The organism is Klebsiella sp. GN_Kp190, assembly GCF_040061795.1.
Classification (GTDB): Bacteria; Pseudomonadota; Gammaproteobacteria; order Enterobacterales; family Enterobacteriaceae; genus Klebsiella; species Klebsiella michiganensis.
In genome coordinates this window covers 23,178-47,471 of the sequence record NZ_JBEAFN010000032.1, presented here as the reverse complement: position 1 = coordinate 47,471, position 24,294 = coordinate 23,178, and the positions used below count along the sequence as shown (strand labels likewise).

Genomic DNA, 24,294 nt, shown 5'->3' with positions numbered 1-24,294 from the left:
CGGATTGCGGCGTAAACGCCTTACCCGGGCTACCGGCCCGCAGACAACCGTGGCCCCGTAGCCCGGGCAAGCGCAGCGCGGCCCGGGACGAAGCCGCACTAAAGCCTCAATCCCGGCGTACTCCCCGGATTGCGGCGTAAACGCCTTACCCGGGCTACCGGCCCGCAGACAACCGTGGCCCCGTAGCCCGGGCAAGCGCAGCGCGGCCCGGGAAGAAGCCGCACCAAAGCCTCAATCCCGGCGCATTTCCCGGGCTGCGGCGTAAACGCCTTACCCGGGCTACCGGCCCGCAGACAGCCGTGGCCCCGTAGCCCGGGCAAGCTCAGCGCGGCCCGGGACGAAGCCGCACTAAAGCCTCAACCCCGGCGCACTCCCCGGGTTGCGGCGTAAACGCCTTACCCGGGCTATCGGCCCGCAGACGGCGATAGACCGGTATCGCGATCGGCCAATCCGCCACCTTACACCGGCAGGGTAAATTGGAAACAGGCCCCTGCGGGCGCTTCAAGCAGGCGAATATCGCCGCCGTGCAGCTGCAGCATCCGTCGCACAATCATCAAACCCAGCCCCCCTCGTGATGCGCTTTGCGCGCCAGGTTCAAGCACCGAAGGCCGTTCGAACAAGGTTGCCCGCAGCTCACCGGCAACGCCCGGTCCGCTATCGGCCACCTCGACGATAAACTCCGGCCCTGAGCGACGCGCCGTCAGGCGGATAAGCCCACCTTCCGGCGTATGGCGAATGGCGTTATCGAGCAGATTAGTCAGCACCCGTTCAATCATCGAGAGATCCGCCGTTATCGGCGGTAGCCCGGTGGCCAGATCCAGCTGTAAACCGATATTGCGCGTCGCGATTGCCAGGTCGAATTTTTGCGCGACATCCTGCACCAGCTCAGCCAGCACGAAGGTTTCCGGCTGCGGCTTAATCCCGCCGTGCTCCAGGCGAGCCAGCTCAAACAGCTGCTGAGAAAGATGGCGGACCTTGTTCCCCTGGCGCAGGGCGATATTCAGATACTGCTTGTTCTCCTCCATCGTCAAGCGATCGGCCTTCAGGCTTAACGTTTCCAGATATCCCAGCAAAGAGGTGAGCGGCGTGCGTAAATCGTGGGAGATATTGGCGACAAATTCTCGCCGCTGGCGATCGCTGTCGGCCAGACGGTCCCACTGCCCGGCAATCTGGCGGGCCAGTTCAATAAAGCGATTATGCAGCACGGCCACTTCATTCCCCGGGTTCGCCTCCGGAGTTTGCGCCGCCAGCGCCTTGATCGCATGAATACTGTCCTGGCTGTCGGTTGCCACCAGCGCGGTGAGCTGACGCACCGGGCGCGTTACCCAGAACCAGGCAAGCCAGCCAGCCAGCCCGCCGAGACCGGCCACCAGCAGCAGAGTCCACAGCAGCAGGCTCCACAAGGTTTTCTGCCAGGCGCTCGCCGCCAGTTCATTAAAGGTTTCACCCTGCAGGATAATGTAGAGATAGCCGCGCAGCTGGCCGTCCTGGCGCAGCGGCGCCACGCTAAACACCTTTTGCTTATCAAGGCTGCGCGGATCGTCGCCGTACACCGGCCAGGCGCCGCCGGAAAGAAACGTTTGCACCGGCGCCAGATCGATGCGCTGGCGCTTAATATGCCCCGGCGGCGCGGCGTCGGCCAGCAGCTCGCCGTCGGGCGAAAGCAGATACAGCTCCACGCTGGGATTGAAGGTCATCAGCCGATCAAAAAGCGGCTTCAGCATCCGGCGATCAACCTGCCCCTGAGCGTCCAACAGCGGCTCGCGGGCGGCGATCTGCTGCGCCAGCCCGGCGGAGAGACGCTGGACCATGACATTGCCGTACTGCGCGCTGCTGTACAGCTGGATCAGACAAACGGCTACGGCACAGAGCAGCAGCAGTGAGGTAAACACCAGCGCCAGGCGCTGGCTGAGGCTGAGACGGCGGATCATGGCTGCGCCTCTTTGCGCTCCACGGCAAATTTATAGCCTTTTCCCCAGACGGTCAGAATGATGTCCGGCTCCGCCGGGTCGCGCTCAATTTTGGTGCGCAGGCGGTTGATATGGGTATTGACCGTATGCTCATAGCCGTCGTGCTGATAGCCCCACACCCGATCAAGCAGCTCAAGGCGGGAAAAAACCTCCCCCGGATGGCGGGCAAAGTAGTAAAGCAGGTCGAACTCGCGCGGCGTCAGATCCACCGTCTCGCCGCGCAGCTTAACGTCGCGCGACAAGGGGTCAATGCTTAAACCATGGCTGGCGATACGACCGGCATCCATCAGCAGATTCTGCCCCATCGCCTCCTGACGACGGAACACCGCTTTGACCCGGGCGGTCAGTTCGAGAATCGAAAACGGTTTGGCCAGATAATCATCCGCTCCCATCTCCAGCCCCTGTACCCGCTGGGTTTCGCTGGCGCGAGCGCTGATAATAATCACCGGCAGATAGCGGGTTTGCTGACGAATGCGCCGACAAATTTCCAGACCGTCTACGCCCGGCAGCATCAGGTCGAGGATCACCGCATCCCAAAGCTCTTTTTCCAGCAGGCGCAGGGCCTGGGCTCCGTCCGCCACGTGGACAATCTGATAGCCCTCATCCAGCAGATTCAGGCGCAGCAGCGCGGCGATATCTTCATCATCTTCAACCAACAGGATTTTTTTTGCCACCGGCAGCACTCCGCTATTCTTACGTTCTGATTAGCCAAGCTTACCCGATCTTCACCGCCTGAAGAGTTCACATTTTGTTTATACTTCGCGAACCAGCAGGGTCAGCACCTCATAGTGGGCGGTATGGGGGAACATATCGAACAGCTGGACGCGCTCAATGCGATAACCGGCCAGGCGAGCGATATCTTTCGCCATCGTCCGGGCGTTGCAGCTGGAGTAGATAATAAAGCCTGGCGCCATACGGTTTAAATAGTCGCACAGGCCGTCGCCGATACCGCGACGCGGCGGATTCACCAGCACCAGATCGGGAATGTCGCCTTCGCCGGTCGCAAACTGCGTGGAATCGAGCGCCTGAAAATGCAGATTATGCAGCCCGAGCTGCGCCGCCGACTGCTTCGCGCAGGCGATCGCCTCCGGGGCAATTTCAATCCCGGTCAGGCGCATCTCAGGCGTTGCGCTGTGCAGACCAAAGCCGCCCACCCCGCAGAAGAGATCCCACATATGGTTGACCGGCAGCTGGCGCACCCAGTCGCGAGCGGTGGCATACAGGCGGCTGGCCACCGCCGGGTTGGTCTGAAAGAAGCTTTGTGGGCGGATCCACAGCGGCACGCCGTTGAAATTTTCCGCCAGCGCCTGCTGGTCGGTGAGGAAAATTTCCCGCTCTCCTTCCATGATGGCCATATGCACCGGCTGAATATTGGCGGTAATCACCTGCAGCTGCGGCAGCAGCGCCTGAAGCTCCGGCAGCGCGGCGCGCAGCTGGGCAAGCTTGGTCTCCGAACGCAGGACAAAGCGCAGCATCATACCGCCGTCGAGCCGGCTTTCGGTCAGCAGAATGTACTTCAGCTCTCCGCGCCTGCGGGCAACGTTATAGGGCGTGAGCCCGGCGCGGGCGATAAACGGCTTGAGCGCAGCGAAGACGGGCGCGAAGCTTTGCGGATAAAGCGGACAGTCGGTCAGGTCTTCCGGGGCGCCATCACGGTGCAGCATCCCGAGCAATGGGCGCTCCACGCTACCGCTGACCACCATTTTCGCTTTGTTGCGAAACCCGCTTTCCGGCCCGCAAACCGGTGCGCACCATTCAGCGACGGGCGCATCGGCGAGAAGCGCGCGCAGATCGGCCATTTTATCGGCGAGCTGTTGGGATACCGGCAGTTCCAGCCACTGGCAGGAGCGGCAGCGGCCCGCGTCATAAAGTGCGCAATGCATAACAAGACCTTCAAAAAAACAGGGGCGGGGATTGTATCACCGTTACTGTAAACGGAAAAAGCGTCGGCACGGGGCCGGCACAAACAGCATCGCCAGCACCAGCAGATCCGGTAGTTTTTGCAGCACCAGGGAGCGAAAGATTTCGCGCTTCGATTCCCCGGCAATACTAAACAGCTCGGGATAACCGTAGCCCAATGAAGCGGCCCACAGGTAGCCAATCACGATAATCTGCGTCAACAGGAACAGCCAACGCGCCCAGTTGCGCCCTTTTACCAGCGAAAACGCGCACCAGATTTCAATAAATACCAGTACCAGACTTGAGAGAAACACCAGGGTGAGCGCCCACGTCTGCACGCTGCGATGGACAAAATCCGCGATTCCCTGAACGCCAAGCTGGTTGAGGATCATCAGCAAATCCAGGCCGCGGATTAAAATAATGGCGAAGGCCGCCACCTGCACCAGCGCAGGAACGTTAAGACGAGCATGAGACGAACGCGTTTTAGTAAACAATCCCAACGTAAAGTCTTCCATGAAAACGGCGCCACAAATGCGGCGCCGATGTTAACTCTATTGCAGATTTTAGGTGGTTCAGCCGCTTCTTGCACGCTGGATATCGCGCACCCGCTGCTTTTCCGCGCGGGCCATCAAATACCAGGCGATAAAACCAACAATCCCGACCACGCCGAGGATTAACGTCGCCAGGGCGTTAATCTCCGGGTTGACCCCCATGCGCACGCTGGAGAAGACCAGCATCGGCAGCGTCGTCGCCCCCGGCCCGGAAACAAAGCTGGCAATAACCAGGTCGTCGAGCGACAACGTAAAGGCCAGCAGCCAACCGGAGACCACCGCCGGCATAATCATCGGCAGCGTAATGACGAAAAAGACCTTCAGCGGCGCGGCGCCCAGATCCATCGCCGCCTCTTCAATAGAGTGGTCCAGCTCACGCAGGCGCGATGAAATGACCACCGCGACGTACGCGGTACAGAAGGTGACGTGCGCCAGCCAGATGGTCAGCATGCCGCGATCCGACGGCCAGCCAATTGAATGCCCCAGCGCGACAAACAGCAGCAGCAGCGACAGGCCGGTAATCACATCGGGCATCACCAGCGGCGCGGTGATCATAAAAGCAAAGCCGTTTGAACCGCGGAAGCGGCCAAAACGCACCATCACCACTGCGGCAATGGTACCGAGGATCACCGCCGCCGTCGCGGCGCAGGCGGCAATGGTCAGACTTAAGCCTACCGCGCTCATCATCGCATCGTCATGAAACAGCTCGCGATACCAGCGCGTCGACCACCCCGCCCATACCGTCACCAGCTTTGAGCTGTTGAACGAGTAAATCACCAGCATCAGCATCGGGGCATACAGAAAGGTAAAGCCGAGCAGCAGAATCAAAATTCGCCACGGCGAACGGACTACCGGTAAATTATTCATCCGTGTTCCCCCACCTGTTTTTGCTGATGCTTGTGGAACCACATGATCGGTACGATCAGCAGCAACAGCATCACGATCGCCACCGCCGACGCCACCGGCCAGTCGCGGTTATTGAAAAACTCCTGCCACAGTACGCGGCCAATCATAATGCTGTCTGGCCCGCCCAGCAGTTCCGGGATAACGAACTCCCCGACTGCCGGAATAAACACCAGCATCGACCCGGCAATAATCCCGCCTTTGGTGAGCGGAACGATCACCTGGAAGAAGGTCTTCAGCGGCCGGGCCCCCAGATCCAGCGACGCCTCCACCAGCGAGTAATCGATACGCGTGAGGGCGGTATAGATCGGCAGCACCATAAACGGTAGATAGGCGTAAACAATACCGATATAGACCGCCAGGTTGGTGTGCAGGATCTCCAGCGGCTGGTCGATGACCCCCAGCCACAGCAGGAAGTTGTTCAGCACGCCGTTGCTTTTCAGCAGCCCCATCCAGGCATAGACGCGGATCAGGAAGGAGGTCCATGAGGGTAGGATCACCAGCAGCAGCAGGATATTTCGCGTCGATGGCTTACTGTGCGCCACCGCCCACGCCAGCGGATACCCCAACAGCAGGCAGCAGAACGTCGAGATCGCCGCCACCTGAAGCGATTGCAGATACGCTTCAAAATAGAGCGGATCGTCGGTGAGCTGCAGGAAATTCCCGAGATTCAGCGTTAACGTAAGCTGACCGTCGGCCCACTCCAGCAGGTCGGTATAGGGTGGGATCGCCCGCGCCATCTCCGCCAGGCTGATTTTAAAGACGATCAGGAACGGCAGCAGAAACAGCAGGATCAGCCACACGTAGGGCAGCGCAATGACCAGCTTGCGCCCGTGGGCCATCTGCAGCCGCGCCAGCCACAGCGCAAAACCGCCAGGTTTTTTTACGCCTGACGGGGGTTCTAATGTACTCATCGCCCTCTCCTTACACCGTCAACACGACGCAGCTATCGGCATCCCAGCACAAACGCACCTCATCACCCCAGGTGGGCGCCCCTTTACGGTAACGGTGTTCGTTTTGCAGCTGAGCACTCAGCATCTGCCCGCTTTTCAGGCGCACATGGTAGATAGACAGGTCGCCGAGATAGGCAATATAGATAACCTCGCCCACCGCGAAGTTATAGCCATCCGCGGGCGGGTCTTCGCAGAGCATGATTTTTTCCGGGCGCAGGGCCACCCACACCGGCACGTTATCGACGACAGAGGCATCGGGATCGACCTTCAGCGGATGGGTCAGGCCCGGAGAGTCCAGCACCAGGCCATCTTCCTGCCGCTCTTTCACCAACCCTTCAAAGACGTTGACCGAGCCGATAAACTCCGCGCTGTAGCGGGTGGTCGGGTGCTCGTAGATTTCCTCCGGCTCGCCGATTTGCACGAACTTGCCGCGGTTCATAATGGCGATACGCCCCGCCATGGTCATCGCCTCTTCCTGATCGTGGGTCACCATCACGCAGGTAACGCCGACGCGCTCAAGGATATCGACCACTTCCAGCTGCATCCTGTCGCGCAGCTTCTTATCCAGCGCCCCCATTGGCTCATCAAGCAGCAGCAGTTTCGGTCTTTTCGCCAGGCTGCGGGCCAGGGCCACGCGCTGACGCTGGCCGCCGGAGAGCTGATGCGGTTTACGCTTTGCGAACTCCTGCATATGCACCAGCGCCAGCATCTCCTGCACCCGGCTGGTGATTTCGGCCTTGGGCAATTTGTCCTGCTTGAGGCCAAAGGCGATATTCTGCTCCACCGTCATATGGGGAAACAGCGCGTAGGACTGGAACATCATATTAATCGGCCGCTGATACGGCGGCACCCGCGCCAGATCGACGCCATCCAGGACAATCTGTCCGGCGGTAGGCTGTTCAAATCCCGCCAGCATGCGCAGCAGGGTTGACTTGCCGCAGCCGGATGCGCCCAGCAGGGCAAAAATTTCGCCTTTATAAATGGTGAGATTGACGTCATCGACGGCGTGCTGGCCATCGAAGGACTTGGTTAAATTACGGATTTCCAGCAGCGGGGTCAGCGCTTTGGGGGTTTTCGCCTGCGGGCGAGGAATCACATCATTCACGGGGTGTTCTCCGGCAGAAATCAAATCATGGTGCAGGCGCACCATCGCGGTGCGCCTGTTGCCGGCAGCGCGACGCTTATCCGGCCTACAACTCACGGAGAATTACTTACCGCTTTTCACCTTCGTCCACGCGCGAGTACGCACGCGGTCGATTTTCGGATCCTGGACTTTCAAGGTGAACAGCTTGGCGAAGACGTCAGCCGGCGGGTAAATGGCCGGATTATTGCGGATCGCTTCGCTGACCAGCGGAACAGAGGCTTTGTTGCCGTTAGCGTAATAGACATGATCGCTGATGTGGGCGATAACATCCGGACGCATCAGATAGTTCAGAAACTGATAAGCCTCATCTTTGTTTTTCGCATCCGCCGGCATGGCGAAGACGTCGAAGAACGCCAGCGCGCCCTCTTTCGGAATATAGTAGGAAACATTCACCCCGTTTTTCGCTTCTTTCGCCCGGTTAGCCGCCTGCCAGACGTCGCCCGCCCAGCCGATAGCGACGCAGATATCACCGTTCGCCAGGTCGTTGATGTACTGAGAGGAGTGGAAATAGCGAATATTCGGACGCAGCTTCAGCAGCAGATCGGTCGCCGGGCCGGTGTAGTCATCGGCTTTAGTACTGTTAGGATCTTTGCCGAGATAGTTCAGCACGGTGGCGAAAATCTCTTCCGGGGCATCCAGGAAGGAGACGCCGCAGCTTTTCAGCTTTTCCAGGTTTTCCGGCTTCATCACCAGATCCCAGCTGTCCAGCGGCGCATCTTTGCCCAGCACGGCTTTCACTTTATCGATGTTATAGCCTATGCCGGTTGTCGCCCACAGGTACGGGATCGCGTATTTATTGTCGGGGTCGTGCTTCGCGACCAGCTTCAATACTTCCGGGTCGAGATTTTTCCAGTTGGGAAGCTTACTTTTATCCAGCGGCTGGAATACCCCGGCCGCCAGCTGGCGCTCAAGGAAGCTCGCCGACGGCACCACCAGGTCAAAACCGGTGCTGCCCGCCATGAGCTTACCCTCCAGCACTTCGTTGGAGTCAAAGACGTCATACACCACTTTAATACCGGTCTCTTTTTCAAAATTCGCCACCGTATCCGGCGCAATATAATCAGACCAGTTATAAACATGCAGGGTTTTTTGTTCGGCTGCGAGCGAACCGGCAGAAACGGCCATCAGCGCACCCGTAACCAGACCTGTTAACCATTTTTTACCAAAGGCGGTCATATCTCTTATTCCTTCTCAATGCCCGTTAACAAGCGGGCTGAATATACGCACTTGTTCGCATGCAATAATCATGCATATTTTTTCATTGCCTAAGAAAAGGAGAGAGGACCTCTCCCGGAATGGTTGCCCGCAACTGGAAGCAGCGTCAGAATAACTGTAGCCAGAATAAGAGGCTATAGCCCAGGTAAAAAAACGGCTTTTATCAATTTTTTATGCAATAAGGGTCTATGTGATAAGCCGAAAGCGGCGGAATGGCGGTGAAAAATTCTTTTCCGGAAGGTTAATAGCAGAATAAAAGCATGTAATACGCAGCCGCTATGGCAGTGGCTGCGCTATTTTTCGACAGGCTTAGTGAAGAAAATGGTACTGAATATTCTCAGCCACCGGCTCTTCTTCCTCAGACTTATACAGCACCTGATTGGCGCTGGCTTCGAGGATGACCATCGATATCTGTTCTTCGCTCTGGCGGAAAAACCACGCGAACTGATCGATCGTCACGCCGACGCCGACGGTCAAGGCCTGGCACACCACCAGCTTTGGCAGATTATCATCCTGAATATCGAGGAAAGCTTTCACCGTCAACGAACTGGCGTTAATCGCAGAAAGATCGGCGGAGAGCGGCAGCAGCGCGGAGGGTTTCACCTCTGCCAGCGCGGAGAAAAGCACCACGTTATCCACCAGGTCAAGTTTGGCATCAAAAATGCCTTCGAAATTTTGCATATGCGGCAGGTGCAGTGCCTGGCAGGAATCACACTCAAAAAAGCTGATGCCCAATTCGTCGAGCCATTGACGTAACGTATCAAGACCCGGAACGACCAGTGAATCCATATGACCTGTGACCTCTTACTGTGAAAAATGCGACGCCATAGCTTACGCAAAAAAAGCGTCCTGTTCCATGACGGTGTCGTGAAAGGGAATTATCCGCCCATTTTCAGACAAAATCCGGGCGTGGCTTGTCGTTCGATCCAGGCGATCATTTTGCCGGCAATATCGACGCCGGTGGTGGTTTCAATCCCTTCCAGCCCAGGAGAAGCATTGACCTCCATCACCAGAGGACCGCGCGCGGCGCGCAGGATATCAACGCCGGCCACGTCCAGCCCGAGCGTTTGCGCGGCCTTGATGGCCATTTCACGCTCCTGCTCGCTGATATACGCCACCGACGCCACGCCGCCGCGATGCAGGTTAGAGCGAAAATCCCCCTCCTTCGCCCGCCGTTCAATCGCCGCCACCACTTCATTACCCACCACGAGGCAGCGCACGTCCCGCCCCTTCGCCTCGGCGATATACTCCTGCACCAGAATATGCGCATTCAGGCCGCGAAAAGCGTCGATGACGCTCTCTGCCGCCTGGCGCGTTTCGGCCAGCACGACGCCGATGCCCTGGGTACCCTCCACCAGCTTTACCACCAGCGGCGCGCCGCCAACCATGGCAATCAGGTCGCTGGTATCGTCTGGCGAATGGGCAATACCGGTGAGCGGCAGATCGATCCCCTGACGGGCCAGCAGCTGGAGCGAGCGCAGCTTGTCGCGGGCGCGGGTGATCGCCACCGATTCATTCAGCGGATAGCTGCCCAGCAGCTCAAACTGACGCAGCGCCGCGGTACCATAGTAGGTGATCGCCGTGCCAATGCGCGGGATCACGGCGTCAAAATGCGGGAGTTGGCGACCTTTATAGTGAATCGACGAGGCCACCGGGCTGACGTTCATATAACAGGAAAGCGGATCGAGGATTTCCACCTGGTGTCCGCGTTTTTGCGCGGCTTCGCGCAGGCGTCGACATGAATAAAGCGTTCCATCCCGGGATAATATGGCAATTTTCACCCTGCACCTCTGCGAAAAGACCCGCTCTGGCGGGCCTCTGGTAGTCAATTAGCGCTGACCTACGGAATTTCCTTGCGTCAGACCGAGGGCAGTTTACACGCAATCAGCGCGTAGCCCATCCCTGCTTATGCAGATATTGCAGAATAAACGGACGGCTCTCTTTAACAATAGTCCGACGGATATGGTCGCTCCAGGTATCGCGACGCGTATTGCTGCCGCGAGAGAGATAATACTGCGCTATCTGCTCGTCATATTCCGCAAGCACCGCGTCGTCCACCGGCTGATAGTGATTTTCATGCACCAGCATCGCCGACGGCATGCGCGGTTTCACCTCCGGGTTATCGTCCGGCCAGCCAAGGCACAGGCCAAACAGCGGCAGTACGTGCTGCGGGAGCTTCAGCAGCTCGGTCACCGCATCGATATTGTTGCGCAGGCCGCCAATATAGACGCCGCCGAGGCCAAGGGATTCCGCCGCCACCAGCGCATTCTGCGCCAGAATCGCGGTATCGACGCAGCCCAGCAGCAGCTGTTCGGCGAGGCCCAGCTGAGCGTCCGGGCAGATTTGCAGATTGCGATTGAAATCAGCGCAGAATACCCAAAATTCAGCGGCCTGCGCTACGTGCTGCTGGCCGCCGCTCAGCGGGACCAGCTGTTGGCGTATTTCCGGGTCGGTAACGCGAATAATTGAGGAGCATTGTAAAAAACTGGAGCTGGAAGCTCCCTGCGCGCTGGCAATAATCGCGGCGCGCTGTTCGTCGCTTATCGGCGCGTCGGTAAAATGGCGAATAGAACGGTGGCTACGCAGCAGCTCAATGGTCGGCGTCATCTCGTTTTTCTCTGTCAGGCAATGAAGAAGGTGGGGTTTTCGTTTGCGTCAACTGCGGGGCAATCACTTTCGCCACTCGCCACATTAACGCCACGGCGGCCGGAAGCATCAGCAGGATCCCCGCGAAGATCATCAGCAGCGCCGCCGTTGGGCTGGAAAACGGCGCGGGCAGGCTGACGTACTGGTTGAGCGAGAGCCAGGCCAGGGTCAACAGCACCATGCCGATAATCTCGACTACCAGAATGCTTTTTGGTAATGCAGCGGGCGATCGCATAACGCTCCTTCGGTCAAAATCATGCACGCTCCCGGGCAAAAACCGGTCGCGTATCAGGGGAGTATAGCGGTTTCATCAGCAGAATATTTACCAAACATAGCCTTAAGCCATCGAAGCAAAAGGCAGAACCTTCTTTCCCTCCTCGACATAACGCGGCATGATACGCGGCATTCGCCATCCGGCTGAGGTTTAAGGAGAAGGACTATGTTTACGGTAATTTTTGGTCGTCCAGGCTGCCCCTATTGCGTTCGCGCCAAAGAGCTGGCGGAAAAACTGAGCAACGAGCGTGATGATTTTAACTATCGCTATATTGATATTCACGCAGAAGGCATCAGCAAAGCCGACCTGGAAAAAACTGTGGGTAAACCGGTTGAAACCGTACCGCAGATTTTTGTCGATCAGAAGCACATTGGCGGCTGTACTGACTTTGAAGCCTGGGCGAAAGAGAATCTCGGCCTGTTCGCCTGAGACGGCTCACTCCTCTGACGAGTGCCTGCGTCTGGTATCAAGCCAGGCGCAAATAAACAAAAAGCACAGCGCGCCCAGCGCGCACCAGAACACCGCGCTAAACAGCCACGCCAGTTCCTGCCAGAAAGAACGCTCGGTCACAAAGAAAAGCCGCATAACCACCAGACAGACAGGTGCAGCCAGCATCGCGCCGATAAGCGGACGCAGTACCCGCTGCCCGGGAGAGAGGCAGCTTGCCGCCGCACCGGGGAGCAAAAAGAACAGCAGCCCGAGCTCAGGGTGACCGGTAGCCCGAAAGGCGCCTTTCATATGTAACAGTAGTGATAAACAAACCACGATAAATAGAAAGAACCCACAGATAATACCGGCCCAAGCACGCTCAGATTTCACGACATCCTCCTGATTTTGCCTCTAACCAACTTCCACTTCGCCCAGTCAGATAAAGATTCTGGCAATCCATGCCAATAAAAGATCCCGTCAATGTAAACACGATTGTTACTAGCCGCAGCCTCCAGGAAAGATTAAACTGTCGACTATATTTTGCTGGTTATAACGGGATGCCAGAATAGCGTTCGGGACAACGCGAACACTGGACCAACCTTAGACCAAATAACCATTTCCTTCAACAACTTACTAGTAAATGAGAAGTTGGCTTTCGTGAATATAAACGTCGCAGATTTGTTAAACGGGAATTACATCCTGTTATTGTTCGTTGTGCTTGCATTAGGACTCTGCCTCGGGAAACTGCGTCTCGGGTCGGTACAACTTGGTAATTCCATTGGCGTTTTAGTGGTTTCCCTATTATTAGGGCAACAGCATTTCAGTATTAACACTGATGCCCTCAATCTCGGCTTTATGCTGTTTATTTTCTGCGTCGGCGTGGAAGCGGGGCCCAACTTTTTTTCTATTTTTTTTCGCGACGGCAAAAATTATCTGATGCTCGCGCTGGTGATGGTCGGCAGCGCGATGCTGATCGCCATGGGGCTGGGTAAGCTCTTCGGCTGGGATATCGGCCTGACGGCCGGGATGCTCGCCGGCGCCATGACCTCCACGCCCGTGCTGGTGGGCGCCGGGGATACGCTACGGCACTTCGGCATGCCCAGCGACCAGCTCGCCCTCTCGCTCGATCATCTGAGCCTCGGCTATGCGCTGACCTACCTGATTGGCCTGGTCAGCCTGATCGTCGGCGCCCGCTATATGCCGAAGCTGCAGCATCAGGATTTGCAAACCAGCGCCCAGCAAATCGCCCGCGAGCGCGGCCTCGATACCGACTCCCGGCGCAAGGTCTATCTGCCGGTGATCCGCGCCTACCGCGTCGGTCCGGAGCTGGTGGCGTGGGCTGATGGTAAAAACCTGCGCGAGCTGGGCATTTACCGCCAGACCGGCTGCTACATTGAGCGCATCCGCCGCAACGGCATTCTCGCGAACCCGGACGGCGATGCGGTGCTGCAGATGGGCGATGATATCGCCCTGGTAGGTTACCCGGATGCCCATGCCCGCCTCGACCCAAGCTTCCGTAACGGCAAAGAGGTCTTCGACCGCGATCTGCTCGATATGCGCATCGTCACCGAAGAGATCGTGGTCAAAAACCACAATGCCGTCGGCCGTCGCCTGGCGCAGCTGAAGCTGACCGATCACGGCTGCTTCTTAAACCGCGTTATCCGCAGCCAGATCGAAATGCCTATCGACGATAACGTGGTGCTCAACAAGGGCGATGTGCTGCAGGTCAGCGGCGACGCGCGTCGCGTTAAAACCGTCGCGGATCGTATCGGCTTTATCTCCATCCACAGCCAGGTGACCGACCTGCTCGCCTTCTGCGCCTTCTTTATCGTTGGCCTGATGATCGGCATGATCACCTTCCAGTTCAGCTCGTTCAGCTTCGGCATCGGTAACGCCGCCGGTCTGCTGTTTGCCGGCATTATGCTCGGTTTCCTGCGCGCCAACCATCCGACGTTTGGCTACATTCCGCAGGGAGCGCTGAATATGGTGAAGGAGTTCGGCCTGATGGTGTTTATGGCAGGCGTGGGGCTCAGCGCGGGCGCCGGCATAAATAACGGCCTCGGCGCCGTCGGCGGTCAAATGCTGGCGGCGGGCCTTATCGTCAGCCTGGTGCCGGTGGTTATCTGCTTCCTGTTCGGCGCGTACGTGCTGCGCATGAACCGGGCGATGCTCTTCGGCGCCATGATGGGGGCCCGTACCTGCGCGCCGGCGATGGAAATCATCAGCGATACCGCGCGCAGCAATATTCCTGCGCTGGGATACGCGGGGACCTACGCCATCGCTAACGTGTTGTTAACCCTGGCAGGTACGCTGATTGTCATCATCTGGCCGGGGCTACAGTGAATTTTTTAAGAAAAAAAACGCGCATACGCAGAACTTTTTTTGCTGGCATCAGTCATAAGTAGTGCCACTGCTTTTCTTTGATGTCCCCATTTTGTGGAGCCCATCAACCCCGCCACTTAGGTTCAAGGTTGATGGGTTTTTTGTTTTCTGCGCCCCGCTCACGCTCCCGCTCCCGCCAGCCGGTCTACCATCAGTCGAATCGCTTCTCTCGATAGCGGCGCTCTGTCGGTCACGAAGTGCAGCGTCATCCCCTCGATAAAGGCGTCAAGCCCGCGGGCCGTTGCCGGTTCAAACCACTGCTCAAGAGTCCGCTGGCTGCGCAGCATCCAGTTCTGCATGACCGCTTTTAAATTCGGCTGGCTGCTGCAAAAAGCATACAGCTGATACATCAGCTCCATATTGCGCGCGGTGGTCACCTGGGCGCTAAAAATCAGCTCCGCAATGGCGTCACAGGCCTCTTCACGGCTATGCACATCGGCAAAAAACTGCTGATACTGCGCCGACATCTGGCCGGTGAACAGGCTGAACGCCTCTTCGACCAGCGCCTCAATGCCGCTGAAATAGTAGGTCAGCGAGCCCAGCGGCACGCCCGCGCAGGTGGCGATTTTCCGGTGCGTGACCGCGTGGATACCGTGTATCGCGATCGTGTCCAGCGTCGCCTGCAAAATCCGCTCCCGCCGCTGCGGGTCGTTTGGTCGACGGGCCATCCCCTTTTCCTCTTTCATTTAAACAGATGCTGAATCCCACGGCGTAGGCGTCAAATATGCCTCAGGCTGAATCGAATCATAGAGGTCAATAAAAAAGCATTCCGCGGCAGCCTGCCTGGATGTACAAATGTACACAACCTTGCTACTGTTGTCTGCATCTCTTCACTCTCGGGCATTTACGGATGACAGCGCAAACCTCCCGCAGAGCCCTTCAGCTAAGGCTGTGGGCGCTCTTCATGTTCTTTTTTATCCCCGGATTACTCATGGCTTCATGGGCGACCCGCACGCCGGCGATTCGCGATCTGCTCGCGCTATCGACGGCGGAAATGGGGATTGTATTATTTGGACTATCAATAGGTTCGATGAGCGGCATCCTCTGCTCAGCGTGGCTGGTCAATCGATTCGGCACCCGGAAAGTGATTCGCGCCACCATGTCCTGCGCGGTGGTCGGCATGCTGGTGCTCAGCGCCGCGCTATGGTTTACCTCAGCGGTGCTGTTTGCTATCGGCTTAGCCATCTTCGGCGCCAGCTTTGGCTCCGCGGAAGTGGCCATTAACGTCGAAGGCGCCGCCGTTGAACGTGAGATGAATAAAACCGTCCTGCCGATGATGCATGGTTTCTACAGCTTCGGTACGCTCGTCGGCGCCGGGATTGGTATGGCGGTAACCGGCTTCGGCCTGCCCGCCGCGCCGCACATCCTGCTGGCGGCGCTGGTGGCCGTCGCCCCCATTGCTATCGCCATTCGCGCGATCCCTGAAGGTACCGGCAAAAATGCGGCGGAAGCGGCGCGCCATGAAGGCAAAGGCCTGCCGATATGGCGCGATGCCCAACTGCTGCTGATTGGCGCGATCGTCCTGGCCATGGCCTTTGCTGAAGGCTCCGCCAACGACTGGCTGCCGCTGCTGATGGTTGACGGCCACGGCTTCAGCCCAACCTCCGGCTCGCTGATTTACGCAGGCTTCACCCTCGGCATGACCCTTGGCCGCTTTACCGGCGGCTGGTTTATTGACCGCTACAGCCGGGTGACGGTAGTTCGCGCCAGCGCGGTAATGGGCGCCCTGGGCATTGGCCTGATTATTTTCGTCGATAACCCGTGGGTCGCCGGACTCTCCGTACTATTATGGGGCCTCGGCGCGTCGCTGGGCTTCCCGCTGACCATTTCTGCCGCCAGCGACACCGGCCCCGATGCGCCGAAGCGCGTCAGCGTGGTGGCGATTACCGGCTACCTCGCCTTCCTCGTCGGGCCGCCACTGCTGGGCTTTCTCGGCGAACACTTCGGCCTGCGCAGCGCCATGATGGTGGTGCTGGCACTCGTGCTGGTCGCGGCCATCGTCGCCCGCGCGGTAGCGAAGCCACAATCTGAACCCGTGATGGAGAACAGTTAATGAGCATCAAATTGATTGCGGTAGACATGGACGGCACCTTTCTGAGCGATGCCAAAACCTATAACCGTCAGCGCTTCCTCGCCCAGTATCAACGGATGCGCGAGCAGGGCATCCGCTTCGTCGTTGCCAGCGGCAACCAGTATTACCAGCTTATCTCCTTCTTCCCCGAGGTTGCCCATGAGATCGCCTTTGTCGCCGAAAACGGCGGCTGGGTGGTCAGCGCCGGCGAGGACGTGTTTAACTGCCGGATGCCGCAGGAGCATTTCAATACTGTTATCGACCATCTCCAGACGCTGACCAACATTGAAATCATCGCCTGCGGTAAGCGCAGCGCTTATACCCTCAACCAGTATAATGATGAGCTGAAAGCGGTCGCGGCGAAGTACTATCATCGCCTCGAACTGGTCGACGATTTTAATCATATTGCTGATGATGAGATTCTGAAGTTCGGTCTCAACGTCCCGGACCAGCTGATCCCGCAGATACAGCCGAAGCTGCACGCTGCGCTTGGCGATATGGTGACCGCGGTCGCTACCGGCTACGGCAGCATTGACCTGATTATTCCCGGCGTGCATAAAGCCAACGGACTGCGCATCCTGCAGGAACGCTGGGGGATCGAGAACCATGAAGTGGTGGCGTTTGGCGATAGCGGCAACGATATCGAAATGCTGCAGCATGCCGGCTTCGGTTTCGCCATGGCCAACGCCGCCGCGCCGGTGAAGGCCGTCGCCGGCTACCGCGCGCCGCACAATAACGAAGAAGGCGTGCTGCATATTATTGATAAAGTGCTTAATCGCGAAGCGCCGTTCGCCTGAGGCCGCGCCTGCTGCGGCGCGTAACGTCGCAGCAGGGCATCTGAAGATTACTGCGGTTCGAGGGAGCTGCCTACGCGTTTATCCTTCAGGAAGTAGACCGTCATCGCCAGCCAGAGCACCCCACTCAGCAGGTTGAGCAAGCTGAAGAGTCCGCTGCCGCCAGCCTCATAGGCGTGCTTGCTCACTTCGATACCCACGGTAAAGATCAGCATTTGCAGCATCCCCATCGCCGCCGACACCGTTCCTTTGCTCATCTCGCTGGCAAACAGCGTCAGGCGTACCAGCCCGGCGTTAGCGAGCCCAATCCCGAAGGCGTAAACGCTCAGCCCGGCGGTCATCCACAGATACGCGTGGGTTGACGCCACCGTCGCGACGGCGGAGATCAGCAGGCCGATCATAATTGGCCAGCCGCCGAGAATAATCAGCGAACGCACCGTCTTGCGGGAAGTCTGGCGCGCCAGCACCAGGTTACCGGCAATCAGCGCGCCAAATATCGGCACCTGCAGCAGACCATACTCGTAGCTGGTCGCCTGCTCGCCGCTGATGATGATCACCGGCGATTGGGCAATCCACGCCAGCAGCGGCAGGCTGACAAAGCCGGTGGCCAGCGCGCCGGCGACAAAGCGCAGGTTTTTCAGCACCTCACGATAATCACGCCCCAGCTCTTTAACCGATAGCTTCTCGCCCATGCGGGGGGCGGTTTCCGGCATCGCCTTCTGTAGCCCAAAAAAGGCGATAGCGGCCAGCACGGCAAACAGGACAAACATCATCTCCCACGGCAGGAGATGAACCCAGGCCGCGCCCACCAGCGGCCCAAGCAGCGGCGCAATCAGCGCGACGTTGGCCATCAGCGCCGTGATCTTGATGCACACCGCCTCTTCAAAAGACTCCTGTATCGCCGCATAGCCAACCGCGCCGATAAAGCACAGGCTGATGCCCTGCAAAAAGCGCAGCAGCGTGAACTGCTCAATCGTCTGCGCCAGCAGCGTCGCCAGGCAGGTCACGATAAACCATACCACCCCGGTCAGCATGACCGGACGGCGGCCGATGCGATCCGAAAGCGGCCCCAGCAGCCACTGCAAAAACATACCGCCTGCCAGATAGGCGGTCATTGAGGTCGGAACCCACTCATTGCCCACGCCAAACTCTTCCACCACCGAGAGCATACCCGGCTGGATCATGTCATTGCCGATATAGGTGGCGAATTCGTATAACACCAGGCACAGCGGAAAGAGCAGCGCCTGACGTCCGAGGCGTTTGCCTGAAAGCGAAGAATTGTGCATGAAATCTCTTATTTAAATAAAACCGCGCAAAGTTTAATGAAAGTCGTGCCGGGGAGATAGTGAATTGTGAGCGATGAAGAGAAATATCGCCACGCAGAGACCGCGTCGCCATCACCGAATGAAAATCCCACTGTATATATTTCGTTTATGTTTCAATTAGATTACAGGCTATATACTCCTTTACTCAGTCTGTTAACGAAGCCACATACGCACTTTCATTCATAACAAACTGATAATTAAGACAATACTGCTTTACCTTATCGCCACCGTTTTTTAAGGTGGGCGGCTTGTTGCTAACGGACCCAAGAGCCTGGATGTATGCTGGAAAATATTAACTACTCGCTGTTTGCATTCCTCAATGCCACCCCCGCGTCGCCGTGGTGGGCAATTGAAATCGCGACGTTTATCGCCAAAGACCTGATTATTATTGTGCCATTATTGGTGTTCGCCTTATGGCTTTGGGGGCCAAACCAGCGTCAGCTAGTATTTAAGGTGATGATGGCGCTCGCGATTAGCCTCACGCTTTCATGGATATTCGGCGTGTTTTTTCCGCATGAACGTCCGTTTGCCGCCGGTGTGGGCTATAACTTCCTGCATCATTCACCCAATAACTCCTTCCCAAGCAATCACGGTACTATTTGCTTTACCTTTGCGCTGGCCTTTATGTTCTGGCACCGCCTGTGGTCGGGCGCGCTGCTTATCGCCGTTGCCTGCGCGATTGCCTGGTCCCGGGTCTATCTCGGCGTTCACTGGCCGATGGACATGCTGGGCGGGCTGCTCACCGCGATGATCGCCTGCCTTAGCGCCCAACTGCTGTGGCAAAGCGGCGGACAAACCCTCTATCAGCATCTGCAGCGGCTGTACCGCCTGTTCTTTTCGCTGCCGATTCGCAAAGGCTGGGTGCGCGAATAGACGTTCCTGACCAGCCGGTAAAGTTGCGGCAGCGCCCGATTCCTGCGCGTGACTAAGCCTCTTCCGGCAGGTAAAATCGCCGCTGACGCCCTGTCAATGCAGGGCGCTTTCAGCTTAGAGGGAATATGGAAACTCGTCGTGACGAACGCATCAGCCAGCTTATTCAGGCACTCAAGCGCAGTGATAAACTCCATCTAAAAGAAGCGGCCACCCTGCTTGGCGTGTCAGAGATGACCATTCGTCGCGACCTCAACGGCCACAGCGGTCCGGTCGTGTTGCTGGGCGGCTATATCGTTCTGGAGCCGCGCAGCGCAACGCACTATCTGCTGAGCGATCAGAAAACGCGCCTTGTGGATGAAAAACGCCGCGCAGCCCGCCATGCGGCAAAGCTGCTTGAGCCCCACCAGATGGCCTTTTTTGACTGCGGGACCACCACGCCGTGGATCATCGACGCCATCGATAGCGCCCTGCCCTTTACCGGCGTCTGCTATTCGCTCAATACCTTTCTTTCCTTACAGGAAAAGCCCCAGTGCCGCGCAATTTTGTGCGGCGGCGAGTTCCACGCCAGCAACGCCATTTTTAAACCGCTAAGCCTGCAGGATACGCTGAGCCATCTGTGCCCGGACATCGCGTTTTATTCCGCCGCGGGCGTCGATTGCGAGCAGGGCGCGACCTGTTTTAACCTGGAAGAGCTGCCGGTCAAACACTGGGCGATGAAAAGCGCTCGCTACCACGTGCTGGTTGTCGATCACAGTAAATTCGGCAAAGTCCGGCCGGCGCGGATGGGGGATTTATCGCAGTTTGACGTAATAGCCAGCGACGTGTGTCCGGATGACGATCTGCTCGCGCTGGCGAAGGAAAAACAAATTTCACTGCTTTACTAACCGCGCCCCGCAGGGCGCGGCCTGCATTTTAAGAGAACCAACCGCCGAACCAGCCGTGCAGTTTCATCAGCACGAAATCGATCATCCGGCTAAAGAAACCGCCTTCGTTTACCGCTTCCATCACAATCAGCGGCCGCTGCTCAATGGTTTTATCATTCAGTTTAAAGTCGATGGTGCCGACAACCTGCCCTTTGGTCAGCGGCGCGGTCAGCTGCGTATCGTTCAGGGTGTAGCTGGCCTTGAGGTTTTTCAGCTGGCCTTTCGGCAGCGTGATGGAACCCGCCTCGCCCGCCCCCAGCTTCGCTTCACTGCTATCGCCAAACCAGACGCGCTGGGTAATGAAGGTGGCATCGGGTTTAATCGGCGTCACGGTTTCATAGAAGCGGAATCCCCAGGTCAGCAGTTTTTCTGATTCGTTAAAACGGATACGGTCAGTTTTGGTGCCGAGCACGACGGCAATCAGGCGCATATCGTTTTGCGTCGCGGAAGAAACCAGATTGTAGCCCGCTCCGGCGGTGGTCCCGGTTTTCACCCCGTCAGCGTTGAGGTTCGTGCTCCACAGCAGGCGGTTGCGGTTCGGCTGGCGGATTTTGTTGAAGGTGAACTCTTTTTCTTTATGGATCGCATACTCTTCCGGCACGTCATGGATCATCGCTTTGGTGAGCAGCGCCATATCGCGTGCGGTACTGAACTGACCCGGCGCGTCCAGACCGTGCACGGTCATAAAGGTGGTATTGGTCAGGCCCATTTTCTGCGCATAGCCGTTCATCAGGCTGACAAACGCGTCCTGGCTGCCCGCCACGTAGTCGGCTATCGCGATGCTGGCGTCGTTGCCGGACTGAATGATGACGCCCTTGTTAAGATCTTCTACCGACACCTGCATCCCCGGCTTGAGGAACATCACCGAAGAGCCGCGCAGCGCCGGGTTACCGGTGGCCCACGCATCGCGTCCGATGGTCACCATATCTGTAGACTTAATCTTACCCGCCTTTAACGCCTGGCCGACAACGTAGCTGGTCATGATTTTGGTCAGGCTCGCCGGGTCGAGTTTTTCGTCGGCATTGCCTTCGCTGAGCACTTTGCCGCTGGCATAGTCCATCAGGATCCAGGCTCGCGCGTCAATGGATGGCGCATCGGGGAGTTGTTCCGCAGCCTGCACCGCAGGCGCAACGAGAAGTAAAAGCGCGCAGCCTGCCGCGAGGCCGCGAAGGGAAAAAGCATCATGCGTCATAAGAGCCACCCAAGTATCCTTTCCAAACAAAAATATGCCGCCACACTCGTTCCGCGCCGCAGCAGCCGGTGAGTAAAGCGTACAAATGACCTTAAAGAAACAGCGAGTTGGTAAAGTTTTTAAAGTTTACGCAATAACCTCGCCCGGTGCTGCAAACAGCGCAATTTTTTTGATCGCGGTTGCCTAAATATTAACTTTATTCCAACATGAATGCTCACTACGCCGCAACGGCGGCGAAATAAAAAGCAGGAGCGGATATGATTACGCTGTGGGGCAGAAATAACTCGACCAATGTGAAGAAAGTGCGCTGGGTGCTGGAAGAACTCGACCTCCCGTATCAGCAAATTCTGGCAGGCCTGGAGTTCGGTCTGAATCACGATCCGGCCTATCTGGCCATGAATCCCAATGGGCTGGTACCGCTATTGAAAGATGAGACGACCGATATCGTGCTCTGGGAATCAAACACCATTATCCGCTATCTGGCCGCGCAGTATGGTCAGGATCGCCTGTGGGTGGAGTCGCCCGCCGAACGCGCTCAGGGAGAGAAATGGATGGACTGGGCCAACGGTTCGCTCTCGCCGGCCCATCGGCCGATTTTAATGGGGCTGGTGAGAACCCCGCCGGAAAAACGCGACCCCGCCGCGATTGAAGCCGGTATTGCCACCTGCGAGACCCTGTTCGCCATTCTCGATGACGAACTGTCGCGCCGTCAGTGGCTATCAGGCGACGCCTTCGGCCTCGGCGACATCGCCGTCGCGCCGTTCATTTATAACCTGCTGGAGACCGTGAAAACCTGGCAACCGCGCCCGCACCTGCAGCGCTGGTATCAGCAGATTAACCAGCGCCAGGCCTGGCGCAACGTGGTGATGATCCCGGTCACCTGATATTAGCCCGCCGGGCTCACCCTCAGCAGCTCGCCGTTGGATTCGTCGGTTAAGACATACAGATAGCCATCGGGTCCAACGCGCACATCGCGGATACGTTTACCGCGATCGCCCAGAATCCGCTCCTGTTCCGTCACCTTATTGCCGTCAACCTTGAGGACAATCAGCGACGTATCCTTCAGCGCGCCGATAAAGAGCCTGTGCTGCCACTGCGGGAAGGTCGGGGCGTTGTAAAACGCCATACCGCTCACCGCTGGCGACTTCGCCCAGACAAACAGCGGCGCTTCGGTTCCCTCCAGCGTTTTGCCTTTGGCCTCCGGGATCGGCAGGCCGCTATAGTTAATGCCGTGCGTCGCCAGCGGCCAGCCGTAGTTTTTCCCTTTTTGCACCAGGTTGATCTCATCCCCGCCGCGCGGGCCGTGTTCATTTAACCACAGCGTATCGCTCCACGGGTTCATCGCCATCCCCTGGGGGTTGCGAATACCGTAAGACCAGATTTCCGGCCTGACGCCAGCCTGGCCGACAAAAGGATTATCGTCCGGGACCTTGCCATCAGCCGTTAGCCGCACCACTTTTCCCTGCAGCTTATCGAGATCCTGAGCGGTCGAACGCTGGTTATTCTCCCCGAGACCGATAAACAAATAACCGCGGCCGTCGAACACCAGCCGCCCGCCAAAATGGTTGCCGGTTGAGAGCTTCGGCTGCTGGCGGAAAACCACCTGGAAGTTTTCCAGGCGCTGGAGATCCTCGCTCAGTCGGCCGTAGCCTACGGCGGTCCCGGCCTTGTCGTCACTCCCGCCTTCGGCGTAGCTTAGCCAGACCCGGCGCGACTGGGCGAAATCCGGGGCCAGCGCCACGTCAAGCAGCCCCCCCTGCCCGTTGGCCCAGACCTGCGGTACGCCCGAAATCGCAGGCGCGAGGCCTTTTTCCCGCTGCCACAGCCGGAGCTCACCGCCGCGCAGGGTCATCAGAATGCCCCGATCGTCCGGAAGAAAGGCCAGCGCCCACGGGTGTTCAAGCTGGTTCTGCAGCACCTCTACGCGCTCCCGGGCGGCAAGGGCAGCCGCAGGCAGCAACAGTGCGGTAAGGGCTATCATCAGGGTAATGGTCTGGCGCATGGCATACTCCTTTTGTCAGCAATGCGATAAGGGTAGCCAGCGTGGGAAAACGGGAAGGGATTTTTACATAACATTAATCGGGGGGAGCAGGCTCCCCCCGATCTCAGGCATGAGTAATGGGCTTGGAATCATTCAATTTATGAATATTTAGCCGCAATACCGCCAGGCAGCTTTCCAGCTTATCTACGTCGACAGCGATGTAGGACGGGCAGTCATGATGTCCGCTCAGCAGGCACACCGCCGCGGAAGCGACGGCTTCGCCCGCCAGCCGCAGGGCATCCTTTTCCTCCGGCGCAACGACGTGCTGCAGGCGCGGCGCGTGTTGACGCATTTCATGGCACAGTTCAAACAAGTTATCACGTAGATGGTCGTTTTCGCTGACTGACATATAGCCTTTTGCTTTACGCAGCTGTAAATAAGCATCGAGATCAATGTTGGCATTAATCAGCTTATTCATCAGGTTACGATATAGTCTGTCAACGCTCATCGCGGTTCCTCCTCTGTCGTCCTTTACCACAATCATAATATGGTCATTTTTTGTACAAAACGATGAGGCAGATCAATAATTCTCAGGTCATTAACATCCTTTACAATGTTACAACGAAGCTTAAAATCCCCACCTGCGACATCATCTCCTGAAAGCCAAAAATGTCATACGTTCTCATAAAAGTAAAAATTCCAACCCTGGGATATAAAATCATTTATTGCAGTAATGATCACAAATTAGCGCAATTCACGTTGCCAGAAA

Annotated in this window: 25 protein-coding genes; 7 read left to right on the top strand and 18 right to left on the bottom strand. The window is 57.6% G+C overall.

The window, feature by feature from the left end; all coding sequences use genetic code 11:
- Window positions 1–458: 458 nt before the first annotated feature.
- From ABLU67_RS20305 to ABLU67_RS20250, 12 genes are all read right to left on the bottom strand, one after another.
- On the bottom strand, window positions 459–1,931 hold the full coding sequence (locus ABLU67_RS20305) for an ATP-binding protein (protein WP_025108021.1): 1,473 nt from the start codon (window positions 1,929–1,931) through the stop codon (window positions 459–461).
- Window positions 1,928–2,644 (bottom strand): response regulator transcription factor, encoded by a 717-nt coding sequence (locus tag ABLU67_RS20300; RefSeq protein ID WP_004849381.1) that lies wholly within the window; start codon window positions 2,642–2,644, stop codon window positions 1,928–1,930. The genes ABLU67_RS20305 and ABLU67_RS20300 overlap by 4 nt, the downstream gene beginning before the upstream one ends.
- A gap of 78 nt (window positions 2,645–2,722) precedes the next feature.
- Window positions 2,723–3,853: a 23S rRNA (uracil(747)-C(5))-methyltransferase RlmC gene (rlmC, locus tag ABLU67_RS20295; protein ID WP_116280373.1), complete on the bottom strand. Its 1,131-nt coding sequence runs from the start codon at window positions 3,851–3,853 to the stop codon at window positions 2,723–2,725.
- A gap of 42 nt (window positions 3,854–3,895) precedes the next feature.
- Window positions 3,896–4,384, bottom strand: a complete 489-nt coding sequence (locus tag ABLU67_RS20290; RefSeq protein ID WP_004100588.1) for a YbjO family protein — start codon at window positions 4,382–4,384, stop codon at window positions 3,896–3,898.
- 57 nt (window positions 4,385–4,441) lie between these two features.
- Window positions 4,442–5,287, bottom strand: a complete 846-nt coding sequence (potI, locus tag ABLU67_RS20285) for a putrescine ABC transporter permease PotI (protein ID WP_004130847.1) — start codon at window positions 5,285–5,287, stop codon at window positions 4,442–4,444.
- Window positions 5,284–6,237 carry a putrescine ABC transporter permease PotH gene (potH, locus tag ABLU67_RS20280; protein WP_014228601.1) on the bottom strand — a complete coding sequence of 318 codons (954 nt, stop codon included), beginning with the start codon at window positions 6,235–6,237 and terminating at the stop codon, window positions 5,284–5,286. The genes potI and potH overlap by 4 nt, the downstream gene beginning before the upstream one ends.
- 10 nt (window positions 6,238–6,247) lie before the next feature.
- Entirely contained in the window at window positions 6,248–7,381 is a 1,134-nt protein-coding gene (potG, locus tag ABLU67_RS20275) for a putrescine ABC transporter ATP-binding subunit PotG (protein ID WP_004134592.1), read from the bottom strand.
- A 102-nt stretch (window positions 7,382–7,483) separates the two neighbouring features.
- Window positions 7,484–8,596 carry a spermidine/putrescine ABC transporter substrate-binding protein PotF gene (potF, locus tag ABLU67_RS20270; RefSeq protein ID WP_004849369.1) on the bottom strand — a complete coding sequence of 371 codons (1,113 nt, stop codon included), beginning with the start codon at window positions 8,594–8,596 and terminating at the stop codon, window positions 7,484–7,486.
- A 348-nt stretch (window positions 8,597–8,944) separates the two neighbouring features.
- Window positions 8,945–9,424, bottom strand: a complete 480-nt coding sequence (locus ABLU67_RS20265; RefSeq protein WP_004849367.1) for a YbjN domain-containing protein — start codon at window positions 9,422–9,424, stop codon at window positions 8,945–8,947.
- Window positions 9,425–9,513: 89 nt separating this feature from the next.
- The gene (rimK, locus tag ABLU67_RS20260; RefSeq protein WP_009653278.1) at window positions 9,514–10,416 is read right to left on the bottom strand and encodes a 30S ribosomal protein S6--L-glutamate ligase; all 903 of its coding nucleotides are present in this window, start codon (window positions 10,414–10,416) and stop codon (window positions 9,514–9,516) included.
- Window positions 10,417–10,519: 103 nt separating this feature from the next.
- The gene (gene nfsA / locus ABLU67_RS20255) at window positions 10,520–11,242 is read right to left on the bottom strand and encodes a nitroreductase NfsA (RefSeq protein ID WP_025108025.1); all 723 of its coding nucleotides are present in this window, start codon (window positions 11,240–11,242) and stop codon (window positions 10,520–10,522) included.
- Window positions 11,226–11,516, bottom strand: a complete 291-nt coding sequence (locus ABLU67_RS20250; protein WP_009653259.1) for a YbjC family protein — start codon at window positions 11,514–11,516, stop codon at window positions 11,226–11,228. Before ABLU67_RS20250 ends, nfsA begins: the two co-directional genes overlap by 17 nt.
- Window positions 11,517–11,720: 204 nt before the next feature.
- Here ABLU67_RS20250 and ABLU67_RS20245 point away from each other — a divergent pair, with 204 nt between their 5' ends.
- The gene (locus ABLU67_RS20245; RefSeq protein ID WP_004100567.1) at window positions 11,721–11,984 is read left to right on the top strand and encodes a GrxA family glutaredoxin; all 264 of its coding nucleotides are present in this window, start codon (window positions 11,721–11,723) and stop codon (window positions 11,982–11,984) included.
- A gap of 6 nt (window positions 11,985–11,990) precedes the next feature.
- Here ABLU67_RS20245 and ybjM read toward each other — a convergent pair whose 3' ends face one another.
- Window positions 11,991–12,374, bottom strand: a complete 384-nt coding sequence (gene ybjM / locus ABLU67_RS20240) for an inner membrane protein YbjM (protein ID WP_004849358.1) — start codon at window positions 12,372–12,374, stop codon at window positions 11,991–11,993.
- Between the two features lie 267 nt (window positions 12,375–12,641).
- Between ybjM and ABLU67_RS20235 the strand changes: the two genes are divergently transcribed.
- Window positions 12,642–14,327, top strand: coding sequence for an aspartate:alanine antiporter (locus ABLU67_RS20235; RefSeq protein WP_004849356.1), 1,686 nt, complete (start codon window positions 12,642–12,644; stop codon window positions 14,325–14,327).
- A 158-nt stretch (window positions 14,328–14,485) separates the two neighbouring features.
- Here the strand turns inward: ABLU67_RS20235 and ABLU67_RS20230 are convergent, their stop codons facing one another.
- Complete coding sequence (locus tag ABLU67_RS20230) at window positions 14,486–15,034, bottom strand: TetR family transcriptional regulator (RefSeq protein WP_224266187.1); 549 nt, start codon at window positions 15,032–15,034, stop codon at window positions 14,486–14,488.
- 182 nt (window positions 15,035–15,216) lie between these two features.
- On the opposite strand from ABLU67_RS20230, the gene ABLU67_RS20225 reads away from it, so the two are divergent.
- Window positions 15,217–16,419, top strand: a complete 1,203-nt coding sequence (locus tag ABLU67_RS20225) for an MFS transporter (protein ID WP_014228591.1) — start codon at window positions 15,217–15,219, stop codon at window positions 16,417–16,419.
- Entirely contained in the window at window positions 16,419–17,234 is an 816-nt protein-coding gene (locus tag ABLU67_RS20220) for a Cof-type HAD-IIB family hydrolase (protein ID WP_047724207.1), read from the top strand. The genes ABLU67_RS20225 and ABLU67_RS20220 overlap by 1 nt, the downstream gene beginning before the upstream one ends.
- Window positions 17,235–17,281: 47 nt before the next feature.
- Here the strand turns inward: ABLU67_RS20220 and ABLU67_RS20215 are convergent, their stop codons facing one another.
- Window positions 17,282–18,517: an MFS transporter gene (locus ABLU67_RS20215; protein ID WP_348852511.1), complete on the bottom strand. Its 1,236-nt coding sequence runs from the start codon at window positions 18,515–18,517 to the stop codon at window positions 17,282–17,284.
- 318 nt (window positions 18,518–18,835) lie between these two features.
- Here ABLU67_RS20215 and ybjG point away from each other — a divergent pair, with 318 nt between their 5' ends.
- Together ybjG and deoR are read left to right on the top strand one after the other, a co-directional pair.
- On the top strand, window positions 18,836–19,429 hold the full coding sequence (ybjG, locus tag ABLU67_RS20210; protein ID WP_265810310.1) for an undecaprenyl-diphosphate phosphatase: 594 nt from the start codon (window positions 18,836–18,838) through the stop codon (window positions 19,427–19,429).
- Window positions 19,430–19,554: 125 nt separating this feature from the next.
- Complete coding sequence (gene deoR, locus ABLU67_RS20205) at window positions 19,555–20,313, top strand: DNA-binding transcriptional repressor DeoR (protein WP_004849345.1); 759 nt, start codon at window positions 19,555–19,557, stop codon at window positions 20,311–20,313.
- Window positions 20,314–20,341: 28 nt separating this feature from the next.
- On the opposite strand, the gene dacC is transcribed toward deoR, so the two are convergent.
- Window positions 20,342–21,544: a serine-type D-Ala-D-Ala carboxypeptidase gene (gene dacC / locus ABLU67_RS20200; RefSeq protein ID WP_032721350.1), complete on the bottom strand. Its 1,203-nt coding sequence runs from the start codon at window positions 21,542–21,544 to the stop codon at window positions 20,342–20,344.
- Window positions 21,545–21,801: 257 nt separating this feature from the next.
- Between dacC and ABLU67_RS20195 the strand changes: the two genes are divergently transcribed.
- Window positions 21,802–22,428 (top strand): glutathione S-transferase family protein, encoded by a 627-nt coding sequence (locus ABLU67_RS20195; RefSeq protein WP_014837893.1) that lies wholly within the window; start codon window positions 21,802–21,804, stop codon window positions 22,426–22,428.
- Between the two features lie 2 nt (window positions 22,429–22,430).
- Here the strand turns inward: ABLU67_RS20195 and ABLU67_RS20190 are convergent, their stop codons facing one another.
- Window positions 22,431–23,546 (bottom strand): PQQ-dependent sugar dehydrogenase, encoded by a 1,116-nt coding sequence (locus ABLU67_RS20190; RefSeq protein WP_025108076.1) that lies wholly within the window; start codon window positions 23,544–23,546, stop codon window positions 22,431–22,433.
- A gap of 103 nt (window positions 23,547–23,649) precedes the next feature.
- Window positions 23,650–24,033 (bottom strand): biofilm formation regulator BssR, encoded by a 384-nt coding sequence (bssR, locus tag ABLU67_RS20185; RefSeq protein ID WP_004849210.1) that lies wholly within the window; start codon window positions 24,031–24,033, stop codon window positions 23,650–23,652.
- Window positions 24,034–24,294: the final 261 nt, after the last annotated feature.

Bases quoted from the DNA above. Each gene is read 5' to 3' on its own strand.
- ABLU67_RS20250 (WP_009653259.1), bottom strand. From the start codon at position 11,516: ATGCGATCGCCCGCTGCATTACCAAAAAGCATTCTGGTAGTCGAGATT.
- ABLU67_RS20245 (WP_004100567.1), top strand. From the start codon at position 11,721: ATGTTTACGGTAATTTTTGGTCGTCCAGGCTGCCCCTATTGCGTTCGC.
- nfsA (WP_025108025.1), bottom strand. From the start codon at position 11,242: ATGACGCCGACCATTGAGCTGCTGCGTAGCCACCGTTCTATTCGCCAT.
- bssR (WP_004849210.1), bottom strand. From the start codon at position 24,033: ATGAGCGTTGACAGACTATATCGTAACCTGATGAATAAGCTGATTAAT.
- rlmC (WP_116280373.1), bottom strand. From the start codon at position 3,853: ATGCATTGCGCACTTTATGACGCGGGCCGCTGCCGCTCCTGCCAGTGG.
- ABLU67_RS20265 (WP_004849367.1), bottom strand. From the start codon at position 9,424: ATGGATTCACTGGTCGTTCCGGGTCTTGATACGTTACGTCAATGGCTC.
- ABLU67_RS20290 (WP_004100588.1), bottom strand. From the start codon at position 4,384: ATGGAAGACTTTACGTTGGGATTGTTTACTAAAACGCGTTCGTCTCAT.
- ABLU67_RS20220 (WP_047724207.1), top strand. From the start codon at position 16,419: ATGAGCATCAAATTGATTGCGGTAGACATGGACGGCACCTTTCTGAGC.
- potI (WP_004130847.1), bottom strand. From the start codon at position 5,287: ATGAATAATTTACCGGTAGTCCGTTCGCCGTGGCGAATTTTGATTCTG.
- ABLU67_RS20215 (WP_348852511.1), bottom strand. From the start codon at position 18,517: ATGCACAATTCTTCGCTTTCAGGCAAACGCCTCGGACGTCAGGCGCTG.
- deoR (WP_004849345.1), top strand. From the start codon at position 19,555: ATGGAAACTCGTCGTGACGAACGCATCAGCCAGCTTATTCAGGCACTC.
- potH (WP_014228601.1), bottom strand. From the start codon at position 6,237: ATGAGTACATTAGAACCCCCGTCAGGCGTAAAAAAACCTGGCGGTTTT.
- dacC (WP_032721350.1), bottom strand. From the start codon at position 21,544: ATGACGCATGATGCTTTTTCCCTTCGCGGCCTCGCGGCAGGCTGCGCG.
- ybjG (WP_265810310.1), top strand. From the start codon at position 18,836: ATGCTGGAAAATATTAACTACTCGCTGTTTGCATTCCTCAATGCCACC.
- ABLU67_RS20230 (WP_224266187.1), bottom strand. From the start codon at position 15,034: ATGGCCCGTCGACCAAACGACCCGCAGCGGCGGGAGCGGATTTTGCAG.
- ABLU67_RS20195 (WP_014837893.1), top strand. From the start codon at position 21,802: ATGATTACGCTGTGGGGCAGAAATAACTCGACCAATGTGAAGAAAGTG.
- ABLU67_RS20305 (WP_025108021.1), bottom strand. From the start codon at position 1,931: ATGATCCGCCGTCTCAGCCTCAGCCAGCGCCTGGCGCTGGTGTTTACC.
- potF (WP_004849369.1), bottom strand. From the start codon at position 8,596: ATGACCGCCTTTGGTAAAAAATGGTTAACAGGTCTGGTTACGGGTGCG.
- ABLU67_RS20225 (WP_014228591.1), top strand. From the start codon at position 15,217: ATGACAGCGCAAACCTCCCGCAGAGCCCTTCAGCTAAGGCTGTGGGCG.
- ABLU67_RS20190 (WP_025108076.1), bottom strand. From the start codon at position 23,546: ATGCGCCAGACCATTACCCTGATGATAGCCCTTACCGCACTGTTGCTG.